Annotated in this window: 15 protein-coding genes and 1 tRNA gene; 10 read left to right on the forward strand and 6 right to left on the reverse strand. The window is 68.0% G+C overall.

What is annotated here, in order from left to right:
- Positions 1–171 precede the first annotated feature (171 nt).
- Positions 172–1,218, reverse strand: coding sequence for an NAD-dependent epimerase/dehydratase family protein (locus ACIO9J_RS16100; protein ID WP_401998821.1), 1,047 nt, complete (start codon positions 1,216–1,218; stop codon positions 172–174).
- Between the two features lie 280 nt (positions 1,219–1,498).
- Here ACIO9J_RS16100 and ACIO9J_RS16105 point away from each other — a divergent pair, with 280 nt between their 5' ends.
- Positions 1,499–1,888, forward strand: a complete 390-nt coding sequence (locus tag ACIO9J_RS16105; RefSeq protein WP_401998824.1) for a hypothetical protein — start codon at positions 1,499–1,501, stop codon at positions 1,886–1,888.
- A gap of 159 nt (positions 1,889–2,047) precedes the next feature.
- Here ACIO9J_RS16105 and ACIO9J_RS16110 read toward each other — a convergent pair whose 3' ends face one another.
- Positions 2,048–2,506, reverse strand: coding sequence for a type II toxin-antitoxin system VapC family toxin (locus ACIO9J_RS16110; protein WP_401998827.1), 459 nt, complete (start codon positions 2,504–2,506; stop codon positions 2,048–2,050).
- On the reverse strand, positions 2,496–2,765 hold the full coding sequence (locus ACIO9J_RS16115; protein ID WP_401998830.1) for a prevent-host-death protein: 270 nt from the start codon (positions 2,763–2,765) through the stop codon (positions 2,496–2,498). Before ACIO9J_RS16115 ends, ACIO9J_RS16110 begins: the two co-directional genes overlap by 11 nt.
- A gap of 551 nt (positions 2,766–3,316) precedes the next feature.
- On the opposite strand from ACIO9J_RS16115, the gene ACIO9J_RS16120 reads away from it, so the two are divergent.
- Positions 3,317–4,696: a tyrosine-type recombinase/integrase gene (locus ACIO9J_RS16120; protein WP_401998833.1), complete on the forward strand. Its 1,380-nt coding sequence runs from the start codon at positions 3,317–3,319 to the stop codon at positions 4,694–4,696.
- A 31-nt stretch (positions 4,697–4,727) separates the two neighbouring features.
- Here the strand turns inward: ACIO9J_RS16120 and ACIO9J_RS16125 are convergent, their stop codons facing one another.
- Positions 4,728–5,849, reverse strand: coding sequence for a Fic family protein (locus ACIO9J_RS16125; protein ID WP_401998835.1), 1,122 nt, complete (start codon positions 5,847–5,849; stop codon positions 4,728–4,730).
- A 294-nt stretch (positions 5,850–6,143) separates the two neighbouring features.
- Between ACIO9J_RS16125 and ACIO9J_RS16130 the strand changes: the two genes are divergently transcribed.
- From ACIO9J_RS16130 to ACIO9J_RS16145, 4 genes are all read left to right on the forward strand, one after another.
- Positions 6,144–9,701: a DEAD/DEAH box helicase family protein gene (locus tag ACIO9J_RS16130; protein WP_401998838.1), complete on the forward strand. Its 3,558-nt coding sequence runs from the start codon at positions 6,144–6,146 to the stop codon at positions 9,699–9,701.
- A gap of 52 nt (positions 9,702–9,753) precedes the next feature.
- Complete coding sequence (locus ACIO9J_RS16135; RefSeq protein WP_401998841.1) at positions 9,754–11,211, forward strand: restriction endonuclease subunit S; 1,458 nt, start codon at positions 9,754–9,756, stop codon at positions 11,209–11,211.
- Positions 11,208–12,764 carry an N-6 DNA methylase gene (locus ACIO9J_RS16140; RefSeq protein WP_401998844.1) on the forward strand — a complete coding sequence of 519 codons (1,557 nt, stop codon included), beginning with the start codon at positions 11,208–11,210 and terminating at the stop codon, positions 12,762–12,764. The genes ACIO9J_RS16135 and ACIO9J_RS16140 overlap by 4 nt, the downstream gene beginning before the upstream one ends.
- Before the next feature lie 79 nt (positions 12,765–12,843).
- Complete coding sequence (locus ACIO9J_RS16145; RefSeq protein ID WP_401998847.1) at positions 12,844–13,497, forward strand: hypothetical protein; 654 nt, start codon at positions 12,844–12,846, stop codon at positions 13,495–13,497.
- A gap of 82 nt (positions 13,498–13,579) precedes the next feature.
- Here the strand turns inward: ACIO9J_RS16145 and ACIO9J_RS16150 are convergent, their stop codons facing one another.
- Together ACIO9J_RS16150 and ACIO9J_RS16155 are read right to left on the reverse strand one after the other, a co-directional pair.
- Positions 13,580–15,151 (reverse strand): CBS domain-containing protein, encoded by a 1,572-nt coding sequence (locus ACIO9J_RS16150; protein ID WP_401998850.1) that lies wholly within the window; start codon positions 15,149–15,151, stop codon positions 13,580–13,582.
- Between the two features lie 335 nt (positions 15,152–15,486).
- Positions 15,487–15,559 (reverse strand) — tRNA-Arg (locus ACIO9J_RS16155).
- A 270-nt stretch (positions 15,560–15,829) separates the two neighbouring features.
- Here ACIO9J_RS16155 and ACIO9J_RS16160 point away from each other — a divergent pair.
- The 4 genes from ACIO9J_RS16160 (at position 15,830) to ACIO9J_RS16175 (ending at position 21,657) form a co-directional block, all read left to right on the forward strand.
- Positions 15,830–17,524, forward strand: coding sequence for a dynamin family protein (locus ACIO9J_RS16160; RefSeq protein ID WP_401998853.1), 1,695 nt, complete (start codon positions 15,830–15,832; stop codon positions 17,522–17,524).
- Positions 17,525–17,528: 4 nt separating this feature from the next.
- On the forward strand, positions 17,529–19,352 hold the full coding sequence (locus tag ACIO9J_RS16165) for a GTPase (RefSeq protein WP_401998856.1): 1,824 nt from the start codon (positions 17,529–17,531) through the stop codon (positions 19,350–19,352).
- A gap of 123 nt (positions 19,353–19,475) precedes the next feature.
- A complete protein-coding gene (locus tag ACIO9J_RS16170) occupies positions 19,476–19,919 on the forward strand; it encodes a single-stranded DNA-binding protein (protein WP_402001032.1) in 444 nt (147 codons plus the stop codon).
- A 337-nt stretch (positions 19,920–20,256) separates the two neighbouring features.
- The gene (locus ACIO9J_RS16175) at positions 20,257–21,657 is read left to right on the forward strand and encodes a Cys-Gln thioester bond-forming surface protein (protein ID WP_401998859.1); all 1,401 of its coding nucleotides are present in this window, start codon (positions 20,257–20,259) and stop codon (positions 21,655–21,657) included.
- The last annotated feature ends 149 nt before the right edge of the window (positions 21,658–21,806 follow it).

Genomic DNA, 21,806 nt, shown 5'->3' on the forward strand with positions numbered 1-21,806 from the left:
GGGGTGGCGGGGGAGTCGGGGTGGCTGGGGAGTCGGGGTGGCGGGGGAGTCGGGGGAGGCCGACACGGCAACTGCCCCGCTCCCACAAGCCCTCACATCGCACGCACGCCTCACGCCCCCGCCCCGCACGCCCCACGAGCCCCCCGCACACCTCGCGCGCCCGCCGCCCCCTCACCCCTCACGCAGCGGCGCCCCCGCGAACTCCTTCATCCCCTCCTCGAAGCCGACTTCGGCGTGCCACCCCAACTCGGCCCGCAGCCGGGACGAGTCCGCCGTGATGTGGCGTACGTCGCCGAGCCGGTACTCGCCGGTGACGACGGGATCGGGCCCGCCGTACGCGTCGGCGAGGGTCCGTGCCATCTCGCCGACGGTGTGCGGATCGCCGCTGCCGGTGTTGTACACGGCGAGTGAGCCCTCCCCGAGCCCTCCGAGCCTCCCGGCCCCCTCCTCCCCGTAACCCGCCTCCAGCGCCGCGACGTTGGCGGCGGCCACATCCCGTACGTGGACGAAGTCCCTGCGCTGTGCCCCGTCTTCGAACACGCGTGGGGCCTCGCCGCGGGCCAGCGCGGAGCGGAAGAAGGAGGCGACGCCCGCGTACGGGGTGTCGCGGGGCATCCGGGGCCCGTACACGTTGTGGTAGCGCAGCGACACCGCCGTACCGCCCGTCGACCTGGCCCAGGCGGCCGCGAGGTGCTCCTGGGCGAGTTTGGTCGTGGCGTACACGTTCCGCGGGTCCACGGGGGCGTCCTCGCCGACGAGGCCGGGCCGCAGGGGCGCGCCGCAGGAGGGGCAGGTGGGCTCGAAGCGACCGGCCGTCAGATCGCTGACGGCGCGCGGCCCCGGCCGCACCACACCGTGCCGCTCGCAGGCGTAACGCCCCTCTCCGTAGACGACCATCGACCCGGCGAGCACGAGCCGCCGCACACCGGCATCGGCCATCGCGCCGAGCAGGACGGCGGTGCCGAGGTCGTTGCGGGACACGTACTCGGCGGCGTCGGTGAAGCCGTTCCCCAGCCCCACCATCGCCGCCTGATGGCAGACGGCGTCCACGCCGGAGAGCGCGCGGGAGACCGCGTCGCCGTCCCGGACGTCGCGCCCGGGACGTTCTCGGCCCTCCTCTTGGAGGTCGAACACCACGGGGTCGTGCCCGCGCGCGGCGAGCGCCTCGACGACATGGGACCCGATGAACCCGGCTCCGCCGGTGACCAGTACACGCATGCTCCGCACGCTAGGTGCCGCCACGCCTGCGCCCCAGCGCCACGCCCCGCACGTCACCGGTCCGTAAGACCTCGCGGCTCACTGGACCGCGTTGTGGGTCACTTCACGACGCGGCCACCGGCGTGTCACGAACGCGTCTTGAGGCCGATCAAGATGCAACGTGGGCAACCAATCTGACTCTCTGAAAGGACGGAAAGCCACACGGGCGATCAGTCGCCCGGTTCACTCACCAGCCCGCTCCCCACGAGCGGCAGCCCCACGCAGAGGAACAGGGACCAGCATGCGCACTCGGAAGATCTCGGTACTGACCATGACCGCGGTGGCCCTCGGCCTGGCACTGACGGCATGCAACAACGACGACGGCGGAAACGGCTCCTCTTCCGCCTCCTCTTCCGCGAGCAGTTCATCGGCGGCCAAGTCCGACAAGAAGTGCACGGACCAGATCGACTACGCGGGTGACTCGCGGTCCAACGCCGAGATCAACTCGATCGGCGAGGAGACGGGCAAGTGCCCGCCGGTCAAGAAGTCCGACAAGCCCTCGGGAACGCCGAAGGACCCCGACAAGAAGTGCACGGACCAGATCAACTACGCCGACGACACCCGTTCCAACGCCGAGATCAACTCCATCGGCGAGGACACGGGCACGTGCCCGCCCGTCCAGAAGAAGTAACTGACTGCTGAGCCGCAAGTGAGCCGCCCGCGCATCCGTGGTGCCGAACACGGCGCCGGGATGTCCCGGTCCAGCGCTTACGCGTCCGCTACGCCCGGCTCGCTACGCGCCGGGAATTGGGCGGCTCATCATGGGTCGAGCGGCTACGCATGTGCGGTGCTACCGGTCGTGCGGGATCTCGGGCCTGGTTACGGGCACGATGGTGATCAAGTCGTCGAGGCCCTTGAAGTCGTCGGGGTTGGTGGTGAAGAGGGGGAGCTCCTCGGCGGCAGCGGTGGCGGCGATCATCAGGTCGCCCACACGGCGACGGGGCTTGCGGCCTGCGGAGACGACGGCGGCGCAGATTCTGCCGTAGATGCGGGCCGCCTCCACGTCGAAGGGGATCGGGTCGAATTCGTTCTCGGCGCGCTGCAGGACGTCCATGCGGCGGGCCCGCTCGGCGTGTTCGTCGTACTCGCTCTGCTCGTCGCTGCCGCGTACCTGATGGGGGCCTGCGGAGAGTTCCGCGAGGGTGATGGCGCTGATGGCCATCTCGGCGGGCAACTCGTCGGGGTCGATCCACTTGCGCAGGATCATGATGTTGGTATCGAGCAGTCCCTGCTCGTGCTCAACGGGCATACGGGTCGTCCAGCTCCCGCTCGACGACGGCGTCCTGGTCGTCACGGAAGGCGTCCGCGGAAATGTCAGGGGCGCTGCGTGACATGGCCGCGAACTCGGCACGGGGAACGAACCGGCGACGGCGGCGGAGCGGGATCAGCTCGCCGAGACGGTGCCCGTCGCGGGTGACGGTGAACGCCTGTCCTCCCTGGACGGCATCCATGATCTCTTTGGAGCGGGTGCGCAGATCGCGCTGAGTGATCTCCGGCTGCGCAGTCATGCTGTCCACGATAGCGAAGGTGTGCTACCCGGTGCTACATCGTGTTTCTGCTGTCGATTCGCCGAGGGGGTGCTGTCGCCATGGCGTGGGGTTTGTCTGTGCCCGCGATCGCGAACAGGCGAAGGCGCTTGCTCATGGAGCGATGTGCCTCCGGACATGAAAGAGCCTCTCACGCGTTTCTGCAGGTGAGAGGCTATATGCGCCCCCGGCAGGACTCGAACCTGCGGCCAAGCGCTTAGAAGAGGCTTGGCCTCTCGGTCTCTTGTGGGCTCTGACCTGGCCTTACTCGCACTACTGATGGGTAATCGGGTGTTTTGTGGGACGTATGTGGGCTGGGCTGTGCGTGACGTCCCGTGGAGCGGCACAAGCGGAACCACGTCTGGGTACGACAAGCCCCATGTCACAGAGTGCGTTGCAAGCGGGGTTGCGATGCCTCTGGGGTTTATGAGGGTGAGTGGGATCATAGATATTGAGAGGCAGAAGAAAGCCCCGTGTGCCTCCCGCAATGTGTGGCTCTGTAGCCGGGGTGCTCGATCGAGGTGTGGCATGGGATGGAAGCCACTTACGACGTCAGGATCTGGCAGATAGAGGTCCGCGAAGGGCGCCGCGGCACTTCGTACGGAGTGCGCTGGGCTGTCGAGGGACGGAAGTACCGTAGAACGTTTCAGACGTTTGCCTTGGCTGACGGGTTCCGCGCGGAGTTGGTGACCGCGACGCACCATGGGGTTCCGTTCAGCATGGCGACAGGTCTGCCGGATCAAGACTCGCCGACAGCCTCGTCGACATGCTGGTACGACTTTGCCGTCCAGTTTGTCGACGCTCAGTGGCCCAGGGTTTCCGCGAACCACCGCAAGAACACCGCCCGGACACTCATGATCACGACGACTGCGCTGCTGGGCGGATCCCCTCCTGGCGTCAGCGCGCGACACCTCCGTACCGCGCTGCGAGAGTGGGCATTCAACACCAACCGCCGGGGCAAGGCGCCGACCGAGGCCATGGCGGTTCTCAAGTGGGTAGAACGCCGTAGCCCCACCATGGATGTCTGGGCCGACCCTGCGGCGGTAGTCGACGTACTCGTGGCGCTCGGCACGTTGCTGGACGGATCAGCTGCTGCGGCCTCGTCGGTCCGACGACATCGCCGCATCTTGAACGTGGCGATGGAGTATGCGGTCCAGCGGAAGATCCTCCCGCGTAACCCTTTGCCCAAGGGACGCGGAAGCGTTCCCCAAGAACGCATGGCAGTGGACCGGCGTCGCCTGCTGAGTCCCGGCATGGCCGCAGGTCTCCTGACCTGGATCGGCCACCGGCCGCGCATGGGCCGCTGCTACCGCGCCTACTTCGCCAGCCTCTACTACGCCGGGCTGCGCCCCGAGGAAGCCGTCGCCCTGCTCGTTCGTGATGCCGTTCTTCCTGAACGTGGCTGGGGTGAGTTGCTCGTGCACGCCTCGCGACCCGAAGCGGGGCGGCACTGGACGGACACCGGGCAGGTCCATGACGAGCGGAGCCTCAAGGGCCGCGGCGAGGGGGATACCCGCGTCGTACCGGCCCACCCTGTACTTGTCGCGATCCTGCGTGACCTGATCGAGGAATACGACCTTTTCAGCGACGACATCCTGTTCCAAGGGGAACGAGGCGGACTGCTCGCAGGCTCGGTCTATCGCAGGGTCTGGGCCAAGGCCCGCAGAGCGATTCTCCCTGAGGCGGAGTGCGACTCCCTGACCGGAAAACGCGTCTACGACCTGCGCCACACCTGCCTGACCACCTGGCTGAACAACGGCGTCCCTCCGGCGCAGGTCGCCGAGTGGGCCGGTACCAGCGTGGCCATGCTCTACGCCACCTACGCCCGCTGCATCGTCGGCCAGACCAAGGAGTTGGAGGCCCGCATCGAGGCAGCACAAGACCTTTCGGGGCTTGAAGCCGCGGCAGCGTAGCGCGACTCAGTGGCGGCAGGAGCGTGCCAGGTCATTGAGTACGTCGGTAGGGATCCGCGTACGGCTCCATGGACTGACGGATCTCTTCCCGGACCGGATCCATGAGGGGGCCGGGGGCGTAGTAGCGGGCCCGGGCCTTGCCGTGAGGAACGAGCCAGCCACGGGCCACGAGCTCACGGATGTCGCGAATGGCTTGCTGATCGCTGAGGTCCGCGTCCTGCTGGTACACGGTGCGGCGGACCTTCGCGTCCGAGAAGGCGGGGAGCAGGGCGTAGACGACCCGCTCGTCCAGGCCGGCTGCTTCGACGCCTTCGACCAGGCGGGTCCAGGCCCGGGACATGACATCGAAGCGCCGCTGGGCCTGCTGGGCCTGGCGGTGGTGCGCGGTCAGGCAGAACCGGATCCAGGGGCGAGTGTCCCGCTCCGGACTCCAGTGCGGGCCGCCTACGTCTTCCAAGACCTGGTAGTAGGCGTACGTGTTCTGCCCCCGGCCGAGCCATTCCTCGATGGAGGAGAACTCGGGCGGCATCAGGGCCTCGCGGGAGAACACGAGGGTGGACAGGGCGCGGGACATGCGCCCGTTTCCGTCCTTCCACGGGTGGATCTTGACGAGATTGAGGTGCGCCATGGAAGCGCGGACGTGGACCGGGGCGTCGAGGTCGCCCTCGTTGAGCCAGTCGATGAACTCCGACATCAGAGCGGGAACGTCCGCCTGGTCGGGTGCGGTGTAGGCGGGGACCAGGGGGTCGTCGGGGCTGGTGACGTAGACGGGGCCGTCGCGCCAGCGGCCTGGGCGCTTGTCAAGGTGGTGGCCCTGGAGCATGAAGTGCAGGCCGTTGAGCAGGCCGGCGTCGTACTGGAAGTCGTCACCGGCGTCGGCGAGGGCCTGGATGTAGGTCATGCCGCGCTGGTAGCCCTCCAGCTCGGCGCGGGTCCTCTCCCCGGTCTCCAGGGGCTCCTCGCCGGACATGAGCGCTTCCACGTCGTCGACCGTCGCGGCGTATCCCTCGATGGTGTTCGATCCGGCGATCGCGCGGGCGGTGAGGTTGCGGCGCAGCTGGTGGGTCCAGCGTGGGGTGGCGCGGAGCATGTGGCGCATGGATCGGCGCATGCTCTCGATCTCGTCGAGGGCCCGTCGGTCATCGGAGGTCAAGCGTGGGGTCGCGTACATCACGAGTCAATGACACTATAATTGTGTCATCTAGTCAAGTGCTGAAGTGGGAGAACCCGTCTCCGGACCGGTTGAGCCTTCCGATCGCGACCGGCGGGCACTCATGTACCTGCTCCATCCGGGGCGTGAAGTTTGGGTGAGGCACCGTAGATTTTGCGCTACATCACTCGCTGCGTGTGCCTGGCCGCAGATATCCAAGCTCACACGTGCCGCAGCTGCCCGCGTAGGCTGAGGGGCCATTCGTACGGCAACCGCACCTCGGGGGAGAAGAGCAGGATGGACGACCGGCTTCGCGATTTCGCGAAGGGCTCACCGAACTTCGCGGTGCTGTATCAGCACCAGCCTCTGTTGGCTCTGTACGGAGCGTCGGCCGAGGCGACAGTCTTCAGCAACCCCAATTCGTCCTTGGTGCAAGCGGGCCAGTTCGGAGAGGTTCTCGCCGAGGAACTAGTCGCCCGGATCGGGATGCGTATTGAGGGCGACCGCCAGATTGACCGGCTGACCGCGCTCACGCGCGCCGGAGTCCTCGTCCCCGAGATTCGTGACGACTTCGACAGGTTGCGCCGAGACCGGAACAGGGCAGCTCACAGTCATCTTTTCGACACCTCGCGGGCTCTTGCCGCCGTCCGCGTCTGCTACAAGCTCGGGCTGTGGTTCCATGACGCCATCGACGGACGCCGGACCGTGGCGGAGTTCGTGCCGCCCACGGATCCCGGTGCGACCGCCGAGGTCACAGACCCGGCCGAGCTGGCCGAGCTGCGGGAGGCCCTGGACGGCCACCGCCAGGCGCTTACTCAGGCCCGAACCCGGCTCGCCGAGTCCAGCGATGCTCTGGAGGCTGAGCGCAAGGCGCGCGCCGAGGCTGAGCGCCTGATCGCCAGCGCCGATACCAACAGGCGCGAACTGCTCGCCCGTGTGGAGAAGTTGAGCACCGAGATTGAGGGGCTGCGCAGCGCCCAGCAGTCGAAATACGACGCCACTCGTAAGCAGCCGCGCCAGGTGGACGCGGGCAGTCGCGATGCCATCATCCACCGTGCCCAACGGCCGGCCCCGCTCAACGAGGTACAGGCCCGCGACACCATCGACGCGATGCTTCGAGCCTCCGGCTGGCAGGTCCAGGACCGGGACCAGCTCAACCCGCAGGCCGGACAGGGCGTGGCCGTTCGCGAGTTCACGCTGGCCACGGGCCGCGCCGACTATATGCTGTACGTCGACGGGCGCATCGTCGGCGTCATCGAGGCGAAGCGCGAGGGCGACCATCTTTCCAGTGCCGTCGAGCAGAACGACCGGTATGCGACCGGCGTGCTCAAGGAGCACCGGCTCGCGGTGTGGCGCGAAGCCGAGCCCTTCGCTTTCCGCTACGCGACCACTGGCGCGGAGACATACTTCGTCAACCGGCTCGACCCGGATGCCCGCTCCCGCGAGGTCTTCTCCTTCCACCGTCCGGAGACGATCGCAGCCTGGATGCGGCGGGCGGACGAGTCCCCTAGCTGCCCGACCTTCCGGGCAGCCTTGCGACAGCTGCCTGTGCTGGAGCCGAACGGGCTGCGTCTTGCCCAGATCGACGCGATCTCCGGCCTGGAGGAGTCCTTGGGCGCGGACCGCGCGCGAGCGCTGATCCAGATGGCGACCGGTGCGGGCAAGACGTTCACGGCTGTGGCACAGACGTACCGCCTGCTCAAGCACGCCAAGGCCCGCCGGATCCTGTTCCTCGTCGACCGCAACAACCTGGGCAAGCAAGCGCTCGACGAGTTCCGGAAGTTCACTACGCCCGACGATGGCCGCAAGCTCTCTGATATCTACAACGTAGATCGGCTCGGCGCCTCCGGCCTTCAGGACACCTCGTCCGTCGTGATCTGCACGATCCAGAAGATGTACTCGCTGCTACGGGGCGAGACACTGACGGACGACGAGCAGGCGGACGCGGCGGCGGACAGCGCGGCGTACGAGGACACCTACGAGACCACCGCGCCCATCGAGGTGTCGTACAGCCCGGATGTACCGATCGAGTCGTTCGACCTGATCATCGTCGACGAGTGCCACCGCTCTATCTACGGCCTATGGCGGGGAGTGCTGGAGTACTTCGACGCTCACCTCGTCGGCCTCACCGCCACCCCGAAGCCCCAGACGCTGGGCTTTTTCCACCGCAACCTGGTCTCCGAGTACACGTATCCGCAGGCGGTTGCAGACGGCGTGAACGTCGACTTCGACGTCGTACGCATCCGCTCCGACCTGCGCGAGAACGGCGTCGCCACCATCGAGTCGGGTACGACGATCAGGGTTCGGGACCGCAAGACGCGGCGGCAGCGTTACCAGGAGCTGGACGACGACTTCACTTACACGACCGGGCAGATAGGCCGGTCCGTGGTGACGGTCGACGAGATCCGGGCCGTGCTGACCGCTTACCGGGACAACTGGCGGAGCTGGTTCCCGGGACGGAGCGAAGTTCCCAAGACCCTGATCTTCGCGGTTGGAGAGGACCACTCAGAGGATGTCCTGGCGCAGACGAAGGAGATCTTCGGCCGCGGCGATGACTTCGCGAAGAAGATCACGTACAAGAGTCGGCAGGCCGGGGAGGACCCCGACGAGCTGATCCGCGCGTTGCGGACGTCACCAAGGCTGCGGATCGCGGTCACCGTTGACATGATCGCGACGGGTACGGACGTGAAGGCCCTGGAGTGCGTGATTTTCCTGCGCGAGGTGCGCAGCGCTGTGCTCTTCGAGCAGATGAAGGGGCGTGGGGCCCGGACGATCGACGCGACCGAGCTCCAGGAGATCACCCCGGACTCAGATGCGTCGGTGCGTAAGGACCGGTTCGTGCTGGTGGACGCGGTGGGTGTGACGGACTCGCCGCTGGTCGATGCGCGGCCGCTCGTGCCGGCGAGCGAGCGGCAGGTGTCGCTGGCGAAGCTGCTGGACAAGGCAGGCACGAAGTCGATCAGCGCGAGCGAAGCTGAGACCCTGGCAGGGCGCTTGGCGCGCCTCAACCAGCAGCTGACGGACGACGAGCGCGAGCAACTGGAGCGGGCGGCGGGTGGCCGGACACTGTCACAGATCGCGGGCGCGATCGTCGCGGCCGTTGACCCGGACCGGCAGGAGCGGGTGCGTGATGAGCAGGGGGCGCGAGCGGCGCGTCAGCTGGTCGAGGACGCGATCGCGCCACTGACGGCCAGCCCCGAGCTGCGACGGCAGATCATCGAGATCCGGCGGGACAAGGACTACGTCTTCGACGAGACGACTGCCGTGAACGTCAACCTGGAGGAGATCCCCCGGGAGGCACGGGCGCGGGAGGAGATCGGCCGCTGGAGTCGCTTGCTGAAGGAAGAGCGAGACCGCATCGCGGCGGTGTCGCTGGCGTTGAGTAGCCCTCGGACGATGTCGCCCTCGGAGGCGTACGCAGCGCTGCGGGAGCTGGCCACGGAGATCCACCGCCCGCAGTTCGCTTGGACGCCGCATGTGCTGTGGACGTACTACGAGGACCTGGGCGCTGCGGCACACCGGCCGGGACGCGAGGCGGGCGTCCCGGATCTGATCTCGCTCATCCGGTATGAGTTGGGCGTGGATGAGGAGCTTCGTCCGTATCGGGATACGGTGGAGGAGCGCTTCGAGGCGTGGCTGCTGAAGCAGCGGCAGGCCGGGGCGGATTTCTCGGGCGAGCAGCTGTGGTGGCTGCGGGCCATACGAGATGTGGTCGCGAGCGATGTCGGGATCGGCACGCAGGAATTCAACGCCGAGCCGTTCAAGGGGCGCGGCGGGGGGCGTGGGTTCCAGCACGCGTTTCCGGGGCGGGATGTTCGGGCTTTGTTGGGCGAGTTGAACCGGGAGTTGGCTTGAGTAACTTCGATCATGCCCGAAAGGCTCTGCGATGGCTTTGACAGTCGACCCTGTGGAACTCGTAGCTGATGCGGAACGTGCGGGAGAGCCCGGACTGCTCGGCCGTCATGCCACATGGGAGCGGGTTGATCTCGGCAGCATTGCCTCCGTGCTGAATGGGTTTGCCTTCAAGTCGCACTACTTCAATCGTGACGGCGAAGGTATCCCGATTATTCGTATTCGCGATGTCGGGCGTGAGTCAACGGGAACGTACTATGCCGGACCTTACGAAGATCAATATCTGATCGATCGGGGCGATGTCATTGTAGGGATGGACGGCGATTTTAGAGTTGCGACCTGGCGCGGACCCTCGGCCCTCCTGAATCAGCGAGTCTGTAAGATCTCCATTCGAGATGAGTCTCTTTATGATCGACGGTTCCTTGTCTACGTACTACAGGGGTATCTCGATGCCATCTGGTCATCCACATCTTCGGTGACGGTGAAGCATCTGTCATCCCGCAGTGTGCAACAAATCCCCTTGCCCCTTCCGCCGCTCGCGGAGCAGCACCGCATCGTCGAGGCCCTCGAAGGCCACCTCTCCCGCCTCGACGCGGCTCGCGTCGATCTGCAGCAGAGCGTTTCTCGGCTTGCAGCGCTTCGAGGAGGGGTGCGCAATGTTGTGGCGCACGCTCACCGGCCCGAGGTGGAGCTACCTGATGGCTGGGCATGGGGGCAATTGAGTGATGTGCTTGAGCGTATTGAGGCCGGAAAGTCCTTCCGCTGTGAACCCCGTCCTGCCACTGAACGGGAATGGGGCGTGATCAAGGTCAGTGCCATGACTTGGGGTGAATTTCGAGCCGATGAGCAGAAGGCAGTGCCAGTTGGTAGGGAATTTGATTCGCGACATGAAATCAAGCCCGGCGATATTCTCGTAAGCCGAGCGAATACTCCCTCTTATGTTGGCGCTCCGGTTCTCGTTGGAAGATGTCGACCTCGGCTGCTGTTGAGTGACAAGAGCTTGCGCTTGGTGCCTGGGGTAGGGGTTGATAGAGGGTGGCTAATTCAAATTCTTTCCTCTCCGTATGTGCGTCATCAAATCTCGGCCAAGGCAACGGGGACGAAGGATTCGATGAGGAATATCTCGCAGCGTGAGCTTTCAGCCGTTCGTATCCCAATTCCTCCGATTGTGTCTCAAGGGCTGATTGCAGAGGTTTTGGATACCGAGGTTCAGCGGGTAAATTCTCTAGAATCCAGCCTCAACCTTGCTCAGATTCGAGCAAAGCACCTGCGCCAAGCACTCCTTAATCGCGCGTTCGCCGGTGCCCTCGTTCCCCAAGACCCCACGGACGAAGCCGCCTCCGCGCTCCTCGACCGCATCCGCGCCGAGTGCGAGGCGCGGAGCAGCAGCAAGAGCGCCAAACGCACCCCCCGTCGCCCCCGTAAGGCGACAGCCGCCGCAGACGGCCCGCCGCCCCCGCCCCCCTCAACCCCTGCCTCCGCCATCGTCGTTCAGCAGGAGCTCCCCCTGTGACCCCCGCCACCACCGCTCAGGCAAACGCCCAGACCAGCACTCTGGTCGCCAAGCTCTGGAACTACTGCAACGTCCTGCGGGACAACGGCCTGTCGACCATCGAGTACGTCGAGCAGCTCTCCTACCTGCTCTTCCTTAAGATGGCCGACGAGATCGCCTCTGACCCTTTTACCGAGGAGGAGGCCAAGACCGTCGTACCCGCCGCGTACGACTGGAAGTCGCTCGCCCGACTCAAGGGCATCGAACTCGAAGTCCACTACCGCGAGATCCTCGCTGCCCTTGCCAAGAACCCGGGCACCACCCTTGGCACGATCTTCGCCAAGTCCCAGAACCGGATCACCGAACCCGCCCTCCTCGAAAAGCTGGTCGTCGACCTGATCGGCAAGGAAGACTGGACGATTCAGGGGGCCGACCTCAAGGGCGACGCCTACGAGGGGCTGCTCGCCAGAGGGGCCGAGGACACCAAGACTGGGGCCGGGCAGTACTTCACGCCCCGCGCGCTCATCGACGCGATGGTCGACGTGATGCAGCCCCGCCCCGAGGACACCATCACTGACCCCGCCTGCGGCACCGGCGGCTTCCTCATCGCCGCACACAGCTACATCCGCAAGCACCACATGCAGAACCTCTCGCGCGAGCAGCGGCTCGCCCTCGGCAGCGGGAAGATCTGGGGCAACGAGCTGGTGACCGGTACTGCGCGGCTCGCAGCCATGAACATGCTGCTCCACGGTATCGGTGACGCCGATGGGCCGTCGCTCATCACCGAAGGTGATGCGCTCGCCGAGCAGCCCGCTCGACACGCCTCCCTCGTCCTCGCCAACCCGCCCTTCGGTAAGAAGTCGGCGATCACCGTCATCGGCACGGACGGCAAGGCCGAGAAGGAGGACATCTCCTACGAGCGTGACGACTTCCGCGCCACCACCACCAACAAGCAGCTCAACTTCCTCCAGCACATCATGTCGCTGATGGAGATGAACGGACGTGCCGCCGTCGTCCTGCCCGACAACGTCCTCTTCGAAGGCGGGGCTGGCGAGAAGGTACGAAGGCGGCTGCTCGAAGACTTCGACCTGCACACCATCCTTCGACTGCCCACCGGCATTTTCTACGCGGGCGGCGTCAAGGCCAATGTCCTGTTCTTCGAGAAGCGGCCGCCTCGCAGCGAAGGGGCTAACACCTCCAAGCTTTGGGTGTATGACTTCCGCACCGGCAAGCACTTCACTCTGAAGCAGCACCCGTTGCGGCGGGCCGACTTGGACGAGTTCGTCGAGGCGTACCTGCCGGACAAGCCGCGCAGCGAACGCGTCGAGAGCCAGCGGTTCAAAGCCTTCGACTACGACGAACTCATCGCCCGTGACAAGGTCAACCTCGACATCACCTGGATGAAGGACCCGGCTCTCGACGACGCCGACAGTCTCCTCCCACCCGAGGTGATCGCCCAGGAGATCGTCGAGGACCTGCAAGCGGCCCTCAGCGAGTTCGCAGCCATCGCCGAAGCTCTCGGTGGTGAAGTCCCAGCTGACACCGACGAGATCCAGCCAACTGGAACTGACTGATCCACAAGTGAGTTGCCCTCCTCCCCGCTCTGGCCGGATTCTGTTTCGTGAGGTCCAGCGAGACGGGGAGAAAAGTTCCATGCCGGTGGCAGCACATCCACAGACGCGCGAGTTCCGGGCGTTCCTGACCAACCTTGAGTACGCCCGGAAGATGGTCGTCGCCGGCCAAAGCCTGGCCGCGTTCCAGTCCCCGGTCATCGACATCGGCGATTTCTATCGTGCTGCCTGGGTGCAGGCTGTCAGCGCCATCGACCACTGGTTCCACGAGGAGCTGTACCGGCGCGTCGCCGAGCTGGCTGCCGAGGACAGCCCTGGCATGCCGTACCAACTGACTAGATTCGAGCTGCCGTTGGTCAAGGTCGAGGAGGTGCGGCGGGGTGCGACCACTCTCGCCGATGCCGTCTCAGAGCACGTCAAGGCGAAATGGGGCAACGCCGCTCTCCAGAACCCTCGAAAGATCAGCGAGGCGCTGAAGCTGGTCACCGAAGAGGACATCTGGGCCAAGGCCGCCGTCCAGCTCAACCACTGGAATCACGACCGTACGTCGTTCAACGCGCAGTCCCTCAAGCAGCAGTACATCTCCATCACCGACCGCCGCAATCGCATCGCCCATGACGCGGACCTGCTCGACGGTGACCTCAAGCGCCGCCGCGCGATCTCCGACGCTGAGGTCACGGATGCGATCGACTGGGTCGAGCGGATCGCTCTCGCCATCGCAGCAGTACTGGGCTGATCTCGGTAAGTTGAGAAGAACTGGGGCCGATGGCATCGCTCCGCGCTGGTTGACCAGCGCGGAGCGATGCCATCGGCCCTGATCAGGGCCGTGGGTCGTGGTCGATCAGCTTCAGCAGGCTCAGCAGCTGCTTGGTCTCCGTCAGGGCCTCAGTTTTCGTCTCTGGGGCGTCCATGTCCCAGTGAGCCAGTTCGTTCCGGTAGTCCTTGACGGCGGTGACGCGCCGGACGAGATCGTCCTGTTCATACGGCCACGCCAGCCTCGCCCAACACGCGTCGTCCTTGAGGACTTCCGGGTACTGGCCGAGGGTGAGGTACTTGCCCGCGGCGCGCGTCTTGCGCACTCCCGAACCCGTGGGCAGCTCGTCCACGGGCAGCCGATCGGTGAGGCGACGCAGTCTCCGCTCCGCCTCGCCGAGGAGGATGAACGGCTCGACCCGGAGCTTGAGCTGATCGGCCAAGTCCGATGCAGTGAGGATGCCGATCACGAGATTGTCACCGTCGGTGACGATGAGGAAGCCGTGGCGCTGGACGTCGTCGATGCGGACGAACAGCTCTTCCTGCTCCTGAGCGGTGAGCGGATGCGGATCCAGGGCTGCGGCTATGGTGGCGCCGCGGTGCCCCAACTGGGCACGGGCGATGCTCTCCCAAGTGACGACCCCACGCAGCACGTTGTTCCGGTTCACCACCGGAAGCTGCGAAAAATCTCCCTGGACCATGCGTGTGATGGCGCGGCTGAGCGGCTCGTCGAAACCGACCGTGACCACGTCCCGGGCGAAGGGGAGGCTGCCGATGCGCCAGTGGCGACTCAGATCCTCGCCCGCGATTCTTGTGGGTGTATGGCCAAGGTCTGTCCCCGACGACTCATGGGTCGTCTCTCCCGTCAGCGTGGTTTCTTCCGCAGAGACCGTGATCAGGCCGTCGAGCTGGACTTCCGTGAAGTGCGGGGCCACCTGCAGACCGCGAGCCGCGAGCTCCCGGTCGACGAGGTCGATCACGTCGCCGGTGCGCCTCTGCCAGCCCCACAGGCCGATCAGATCCCGGGCAGTCAGCTGTCGGGTGCCCTCGTCGCGCACATCCTGCTCCAGCGCATCGGGGTCCGTAGGCGGCTCCACGGCACCCTTGTAGCCCGGGTCGACTCCGGTCTGCGCGAGGGTCTCGACACGGTGTGCCGCGTCGCGGCGGCGCAGCTCGCTCACGGTCAGGAACGCGCCGATGCTGTCGCGGAGGTCGCCACCGATCGCGGCGCGCTCGACCTGGGTGCGCACCCACTCCACCTTGCGCGTGTGCCGGAAGCCGGGGGCGGCCTCGCTCCGGTACTCGTACCCGCCGGTCAGCCGCCCGATGGCGACGACTCCCAGGAACTTGCGGGGCATCACGACCAGATCTCCGGTCTCCATCGTGATGAAGCGCCACAGCTGATGCTTCCAGTTGTCCACTCTGCCGGGCAGTTCATCCGGATAGGCCCGTGCCAGAACATCCCCCACATCGGAGATCGACGCGCAGCCGCTCAGATCGCCAACCTCCTCCCAGCCGGCAATCACCACACCTTCGTCAAGCGCCTGCTCTTCGCGCTCTCCGTACTGGCCCCCGCGGACCGTCCAAGCTCTGACCATGGTTCCCCGCCCCGTGTAGCCCTCCAGCCGCATCCACATCGGGCGGCTCGCGTCGGGGCTGAATCTACGTGCGTGTGGCGACGCAAGGGTAGGCGTGGAGCTGATTGAGCCAGCAGTCGAGAACAGGGCAGGCGCCGCTTTGGCGCACGCTCCATGCCGACCCGATGAACCATGAGAATGGCTCTGACCAGGAGTTACTCGTCCGCGGATGGCGGCGATCCGTGGGATGACCCCCAAACCGGGGGACGTATGTGGGACGAGGTCCTCAATGCTGGGGTGTAAATCAGGGCAAAACTCCATCCGAAGCAATGGAAAAACCCTCCACGAGTGATCCCGTGAAGGGCTGGAAAGCGCCTCTGACCTGCATAAATGTGCGCCCCCGGCAGGACTCGAACCTGCGGCCAAGCGCTTAGAAGGCGCCTGCTCTATCCACTGAGCTACGGGGGCCGGGTGTGGCCGGGTGGCATGGAGTCCGGATGTGGGGGAGATCCGTGACCTTGCCGGGGACAAGGATAGGGCTCCCGGGGCCCTGTCCCTGGTGCTTCGCCTCCGCGCCGTGATGTGGAGGTTCGGTGAAGCGGTCCTGATAATCGCAGGCAGGTGCGAATCTCGCATCGCTTTTGGCGTCTCACGCCCCGGGTGTTGTGCACTCGTTATGCCTGCGCCCCAGTCGCCCCTTCCATCCCCTGTGTCCGATCGGCGCGCAGAGGCGTCCATATGCTTCAGAAAGCCGCCAAAATTGGGCATTCTTCGCATGTGGTGACCTTGGACGTACGGCCTCAATTGCTTGACGCACTCTCCGCCCTGCGCGAGCGTGTCGCCGCCGCACGCTTTCCGCTCCCCCTGCCGGGGGCGCCACGCGCGCGTGCCAACCGGGACGAGCTTCTCGCGCAGCTCGACGACTATCTCGTGCCCCGGCTGAGGGCGCCCGAAGCGCCCCTTCTCGCCGTCGTGGGCGGGTCCACCGGAGCGGGCAAGTCCACTCTCGTGAACTCCCTGGTGGGGCGACAGGTCAGCGAGGCGGGGGTGCTGCGCCCCACGACGCGTACGCCGGTGCTCGTCTGCCATCCGGATGATCACCACTGGTTCGCGGGGATGCGCGTCCTGCCGGACCTCACGCGCGTGTGGATGCCCCAGGAGCAGCTTTCGGAGGGGGAGGGCGAGGAGGAGGGCGACGATGATCTGTTGGGGATCGACGGCGTGGGCGGGGCCGACGGTGAGCGTGCGCTGCGGATCGAGACCGCGGAGAGCCTGCCCCAGGGGCTCGCTCTCCTCGACGCCCCGGACGTCGACTCGCTCGTCGCGGACAACCGGGTCCTGGCCGCCGAGCTGATCTCCGCCGCCGACGTATGGGTGATGGTCACCACCGCGTCCCGGTACGCCGACGCCGTGCCCTGGCACCTGCTGCGTAGCGCCAAGGAGCACGACGCCACCCTCGTCACGGTCCTCGACCGGGTCCCCCACCAGGTGGTCACCGAGGTGTCGCGGCAGTACGGGGCGCTGCTCAGCAAGGCGGGCCTCGGCGACGTCCCGCGCTTCACCGTGCCCGAGCTGCCCGAGTCCGCGGGCGGCGGCGGGCTGCTCCCCGCCACCGCCGTCGCGCCGCTGCGCGCCTGGCTCACCCACCGCGCCCAGGAGCCCGCAGCCCGCTCCCAGGCCGTCGCCCGCACCGCGCACGGCGTCATCGGCTCGCTCAACGCCCGGATGCCGGAGCTCGCGAGCGCCGTCGCCGCGCAGTACGCGGCCGCGCTGCGGCTCACCGCCGCCGTCGACGAGGCGTACGAGAACGAGCACGCGCGCGTACGGGGCCGTCTCCAGGCGGGCGGCGTGCTCGCCGGAGGCGCCCTGAAGCGCTGGCGCAGCTTCCCGCTCGACTGCGGCGCGGGGGAACTGCTCGACGCCATCGCCGAGAGCCTGGAGGCGCTGCTGCTGTGCGCCGTCACGGCCGCCGACGAGCGGATCGACGAGGCGTGGCGCCGCGAACCCGCGGCGGGCGCCCAGGGGCTCGCCGACCGCGACCCGCACGTCGAGAGCGCCGAGCACCGCATCGGGATGGCCGTCCGCAGGTGGCGACGGGTCCTGGAGGAGTACGCGGAGGACGAGGTGCGCGGCATCGAGAGGATCGACAAGAGCCCGCTGCCGGACCCCGAAGTCGTCGCCGCGCTCCTTGCCACCGCGTTGCTCGGCGGGCGCAGGGCCCGTTCGGCGGGCGAGATCCTCGCCGAGCGGATCGGCGCCCAGGGCGCGGTCCGGCTGCGTGACCGGGGCGGGCGCCTGCTGACCGACTACCTGGAGAAGGTCCTCGCCGCCGAGCGGGAGCGCAGGCTCGCCCCCCTGGACGCCCTCGAAGTCCACCCCGAACCCCAGGCCGAGCTGATCGCCGCCCTGTCCGTACTGCAGAAGGAGAGGTGACCGCATGACCGCCGTCACTGATCACGCCGACCACACCGAGCAGGACGAGCGCCCCGAGCGGCCCGGCCGTCCGGACGGCGGCTCCGAAGGCGCCTGGGACGACGGACTCATCGCGCGGCGCGTGGCGGGCGGGGCGCGGGACACCGCCACCGGCACGCACGCGTACCTGCCGTCCGCGCCACCCACCTCCTACGAAGGGCCGCTGCGCACCCGGCTCGACGCGCTGCGCGAGCTCGTCGGGCTCTCCCGCGCCCGGCTCGACGGCGACACGCTCGCCGAGGCGGGCCGCGTCCTCGACGAGGCCGCCGCCCGGCGCAGGCTCTCCGAACGGCACACCGTCGTCGCCATCGCGGGCGCCACGGGCAGCGGGAAATCGACGCTCTTCAACGCGCTCGCCGGGGTGATGATCTCCGAGACGGGCGTGCGCAGGCCGACCACCGCGGCGCCCATCGGGTGCAGCTGGACGGACGGCGCGGCGGGCCTCCTCGACCGGCTCGGCATCCCCGGACGGCTGCGCCGCCGCCCGCTCCAGGGATCCGCGGCCGACGGCCTCCAGGGGCTCGTCCTGGTCGATCTGCCCGACCACGACTCGGCGGTCGGCGAGCACCGCGAGCAGGTCGACCGGATCCTGGCCCTCGTCGACGCGGTCATCTGGGTCGTCGACCCGGAGAAGTACGCCGACGCGATGCTCCACGAGCGCTATCTGCGGCCCATGGCGGGCCACGCGGAGGTCACCTTCGTGGTGCTCAACCAGATCGACCGGCTCCCCGGGGACGCCGCCGACCAGGTGCTCGACGACCTGCGGCGGCTCCTCGACGAGGACGGCATCGCGCTCGGCGAACACGGCGAGCCGGGTGCCACCGTGCTCGCGCTCTCCGCGCTGACCGGCGACGGACTCGGCGAACTCCGCGAGGCCCTGGGCCAGTTCACCCAGGAGCGCAGCGCAGCGGCCCGCCGCATCTCGGCCGACCTGGACGCGGCCGCGGCCCGGCTGCGCCCCGTGTACGTCGACGGGGCGACGTCGGCTCCGGGGCGGGGGCGCGGGCGGATCGGGCTCAGCGAGGAGGCGCGCGAGGAGTTCGCCGACCGGCTCGCGGACGCCGTGGGGGCGGCCGCCGCGGGGGACGCGGCGGAGCGGTCCTGGCGCAGGAACGCGGGCAAGGCGTGCGGCGACCCCTGGCTCAGGCTGTGGCGGTGGTACGAGCTGCGGCGCGCGCCGCAGCTCGGTACGGGACCGGTCGCGCAGCCGCCCACGGACGAGGAGGCGACGGCCCGCCAGCGCGTCGAGCACGCCGTGCGCACGGTGGCCGACGAGGCGGCGAGCGGACTGCCCGCTCCCTGGGGGCTGGCGGTACGGGAGGCGGCGGTACGCGGCGCCGAGGGGCTGCCCGAGGCGCTCGACGAGCTCGCGGTGACCGCGGGCGTGCCCGCGGGGCGGCCGCCGCGGCCCGGCTGGTGGCCGGTCGCGGTCCTCGCGCAGGCGGCGATGACGATGCTCCAGGTCGTCGGCGGGCTCTGGCTGATCGGGCAGATCATCGGCATCGCCCAGCCGAACCTGGGGGTGCCGGTGCTGCTGATGCTGGCGGGCATCGTGGGCGGTCCGTGCGTGGAGTGGGCGAGCCGGATGGCGGCGCGGGGGCCCGCACGCCGCTACGGCCTCGACGCGGAACGGCGGCTGCGCGAGGCGGCCGCCGGGTGCGGGCGGGCCCGGGTCCTCGATCCGGTGGCGGCGGAACTGCTGCGGTACCGCGAGGTCAGGGAGCAGTACGTGCGGGTGGCCGGGGCCCCGGGAGGCGCCGCGCTGGCCGGTGGCTCCTCCATCGGGTGACGGAGATATCCACAACTGGGCGGTCGTACACAGGGCTCAGCGGGCTCGGCCGAACCGGTGCAATCTGAGATCGCGGTCGCGGAGGGCGCGGCGGCGGAAGCGGACGCACGGGAGGGGTTCGGCATGAACGAGACGATGGTGACGGTGGTGGGGAACGTCGCGACGACGCCGGTGTACCGGGAGTTGCCGACGGGACCGGTGGCGCGGTTCCGGCTCGCGGTGCCCACGCGGAAGTACGACCGCGTGCAGAACGCGTGGTCCGACGGGCACACCAACTTCTTCACGGTGTGGGCCTGGCGGGCGCTCGGCACCAATGTCCAGGGATCGGTCTCGGTGGGTGAACCGGTCATCGTGCAGGGGCGGTTGAAGGTCCGCGACGAGGAGCGGGGCGGGCAGCACTGGACGTCGGCGGACATCGAGGCGGTCGTCGTCGGACACGATCTGTCGCGGGGCACCGCGGCATTCCGCCGCGTGCTCAAGGCGAACCCGACACTGACGGAACCGGCGGACGAGCGGGAAGCGAAACGCGGCGCGGGGCGGGACGGAGAGCCGGCCTCGGTGGGGTGATGAGCCGTCAGGTCGGGCCCGCGCCCCGGCGACCGATGTGTGGCTTATCGGCGAATGAATGCCGTTGATTTGTCGATAAGCCCAGCTCGGAGAGGGTGTTGGGGATAACGATTCCGAGTCGGATCGGTTATCCGACGGTATGACTGGGGGCCGTGGTGTGCCGCTTCCTTAGGATGCCGGGGGTAACTCACGGGGCAGTTGGCAGGCACGGCCAAACAAGTGGCGGATGATCCTGCCCTTTTCAATCTGCTGGCGGGACCACCCCCCTCATGCGAACGGGTCCCGCCCGGAGGGGAATTCAGTGTTTTCAGCGTTTACTGCGCGTAGTGCGTCGTCCATGGGCGGCCGTGGCATCGGGGCCCGCCTCGCCGCCGTCGCCGCGGTCTCCGGGTTCCTCGCGGCGGGCGCGATAGCCGGCGCGGGTGCGGCCGCGGCGGAAGAGGCGCCGCAGCACCGGGGCGGAGCGGTCGCGACGCTGAACGGGTTGCAGACGTACGGGCAGGCGGTCGTCAGAGACGGCGGCGGCGCGGAGCGGGTGCCCGCGGGACTCTTCGAGATGTCCGTGGAGAACGGCGGCACGCTGCAGACGTACTGCATCGACATCAACAACCCCACGCAGAAGGACGCCAAGTACCAGGAGACCCCCTGGAGCGGCACCTCGCTGAACGGCAATCGCCACGCGGGCAAGATCCGCTGGATCCTCCAGCACTCCTATCCGCAGGTGAACGATCTCGCCGAGCTCGCGCGCAAGGCCGGAGCGAGCTCCCTGACCGAGGAGACCGCGGCGGCCGGCACCCAGGTGGCGATCTGGCGGTACTCGGACGGCGCGAAGGTCGACGCGGTCGACCCGCAGGCCGAGAAGCTCGCCGACTATCTGCACAAGAGCGCGCGCGACAGCGCGGAGCCCAAGGCGTCGCTGACGCTGGAACCGTCGGCCGTCTCCGGGCGGGCGGGGGAGCGCATCGGCCCGGTCACCGTGCGGACGGACGCGGAAGCGGGCGCGGTCACGGTGACCCCGGGCATCGACGCCGCGGCGAGCGGGGTGAAGGTCGTCGGCAAGGACGGCAAGCCCGTCAAGTCCGCGGCCAACGGCAGCCGCATCTACTTCGACGTACCGAAGGACGCGCCGGACGGCTCGGCGGCGCTCTCCGTGCAGGCCTCGACCACCGTCCCGGTCGGGCGGGCCTTCACCTCGGAGACCAGGAGCCAGACCCAGATCCTCGCGGGCTCCAGCGAATCGACGGTCTCGGCGACGGCGACCGCCAACTGGGCCGAGAAGGGTGCGATACCGGCGCTCTCGGCGGAGAAGAACTGCGCCAAGGGCGGCGTGGACATCACGGCGGGCAACAAGGGGGACGAGCCGTTCACCTTCGAGCTCATGGGCTTCAAGCACACGATCGAGGCGGGTGCGTCGGGGACCGTGACGATTCCGCTCCAGGAAGACCAGCCCTACGACTTCACGATCAAGGGCCCCAACGGCTACGAGAAGCGCTTCAAGGGCGTGCTCGACTGCCGCACGGAAGGCATCTCGCTCGACACCAAGGCCCAGCCCGCCAACGAGCCGAGCCCCGCGTCGGCGGGCGGCACCTCGGGCGGCGGCGACCTGGCCGAGACGGGCAGCTCCAGCAACACGCCCCTGATCGCGGGCGTCGCGGTGGGCTTCCTCGTCGTCGGCGGGCTGGCGGTCTTCCTCCTCCGCAAGAAGAAGGACCCGGCGCAGGCGTCGACCGAGGAGTGAGGTGAGTGAGGTGGGGGCGGCCTGAGGGCCGCCGCCACGGCGTCCCTGCGAGCCAGTTGGTGACAGCCAGTCGCCGGTCGGCTACCCAAGTGGGCGTGGAACGTCCAGGTCACGGGCCCCCGGCCTTACTGGTTTCCTCCGAGGGCTGG

Source organism: Streptomyces sp. NPDC087300 (genome assembly GCF_044744425.1).
Classification (GTDB): Bacteria; Actinomycetota; Actinomycetes; order Streptomycetales; family Streptomycetaceae; genus Streptomyces.

What these genes read in the sequence shown, in the direction of transcription:
- ACIO9J_RS16115 (WP_401998830.1), bottom strand. Translation starts at nt 2,765, where the DNA reads ATGACTGCGCAGCCGGAGATCACTCAGCGCGATCTGCGCACCCGCTCC.
- ACIO9J_RS16130 (WP_401998838.1), top strand. Translation starts at nt 6,144, where the DNA reads ATGGACGACCGGCTTCGCGATTTCGCGAAGGGCTCACCGAACTTCGCG.
- ACIO9J_RS16145 (WP_401998847.1), top strand. Translation starts at nt 12,844, where the DNA reads ATGCCGGTGGCAGCACATCCACAGACGCGCGAGTTCCGGGCGTTCCTG.
- ACIO9J_RS16120 (WP_401998833.1), top strand. Translation starts at nt 3,317, where the DNA reads ATGGAAGCCACTTACGACGTCAGGATCTGGCAGATAGAGGTCCGCGAA.
- ACIO9J_RS16100 (WP_401998821.1), bottom strand. Translation starts at nt 1,218, where the DNA reads ATGCGTGTACTGGTCACCGGCGGAGCCGGGTTCATCGGGTCCCATGTC.
- ACIO9J_RS16150 (WP_401998850.1), bottom strand. Translation starts at nt 15,151, where the DNA reads ATGTGGATGCGGCTGGAGGGCTACACGGGGCGGGGAACCATGGTCAGA.
- ACIO9J_RS16165 (WP_401998856.1), top strand. Translation starts at nt 17,529, where the DNA reads ATGACCGCCGTCACTGATCACGCCGACCACACCGAGCAGGACGAGCGC.
- ACIO9J_RS16105 (WP_401998824.1), top strand. Translation starts at nt 1,499, where the DNA reads ATGCGCACTCGGAAGATCTCGGTACTGACCATGACCGCGGTGGCCCTC.
- ACIO9J_RS16110 (WP_401998827.1), bottom strand. Translation starts at nt 2,506, where the DNA reads ATGCCCGTTGAGCACGAGCAGGGACTGCTCGATACCAACATCATGATC.
- ACIO9J_RS16170 (WP_402001032.1), top strand. Translation starts at nt 19,476, where the DNA reads ATGAACGAGACGATGGTGACGGTGGTGGGGAACGTCGCGACGACGCCG.
- ACIO9J_RS16160 (WP_401998853.1), top strand. Translation starts at nt 15,830, where the DNA reads ATGCTTCAGAAAGCCGCCAAAATTGGGCATTCTTCGCATGTGGTGACC.
- ACIO9J_RS16175 (WP_401998859.1), top strand. Translation starts at nt 20,257, where the DNA reads ATGGGCGGCCGTGGCATCGGGGCCCGCCTCGCCGCCGTCGCCGCGGTC.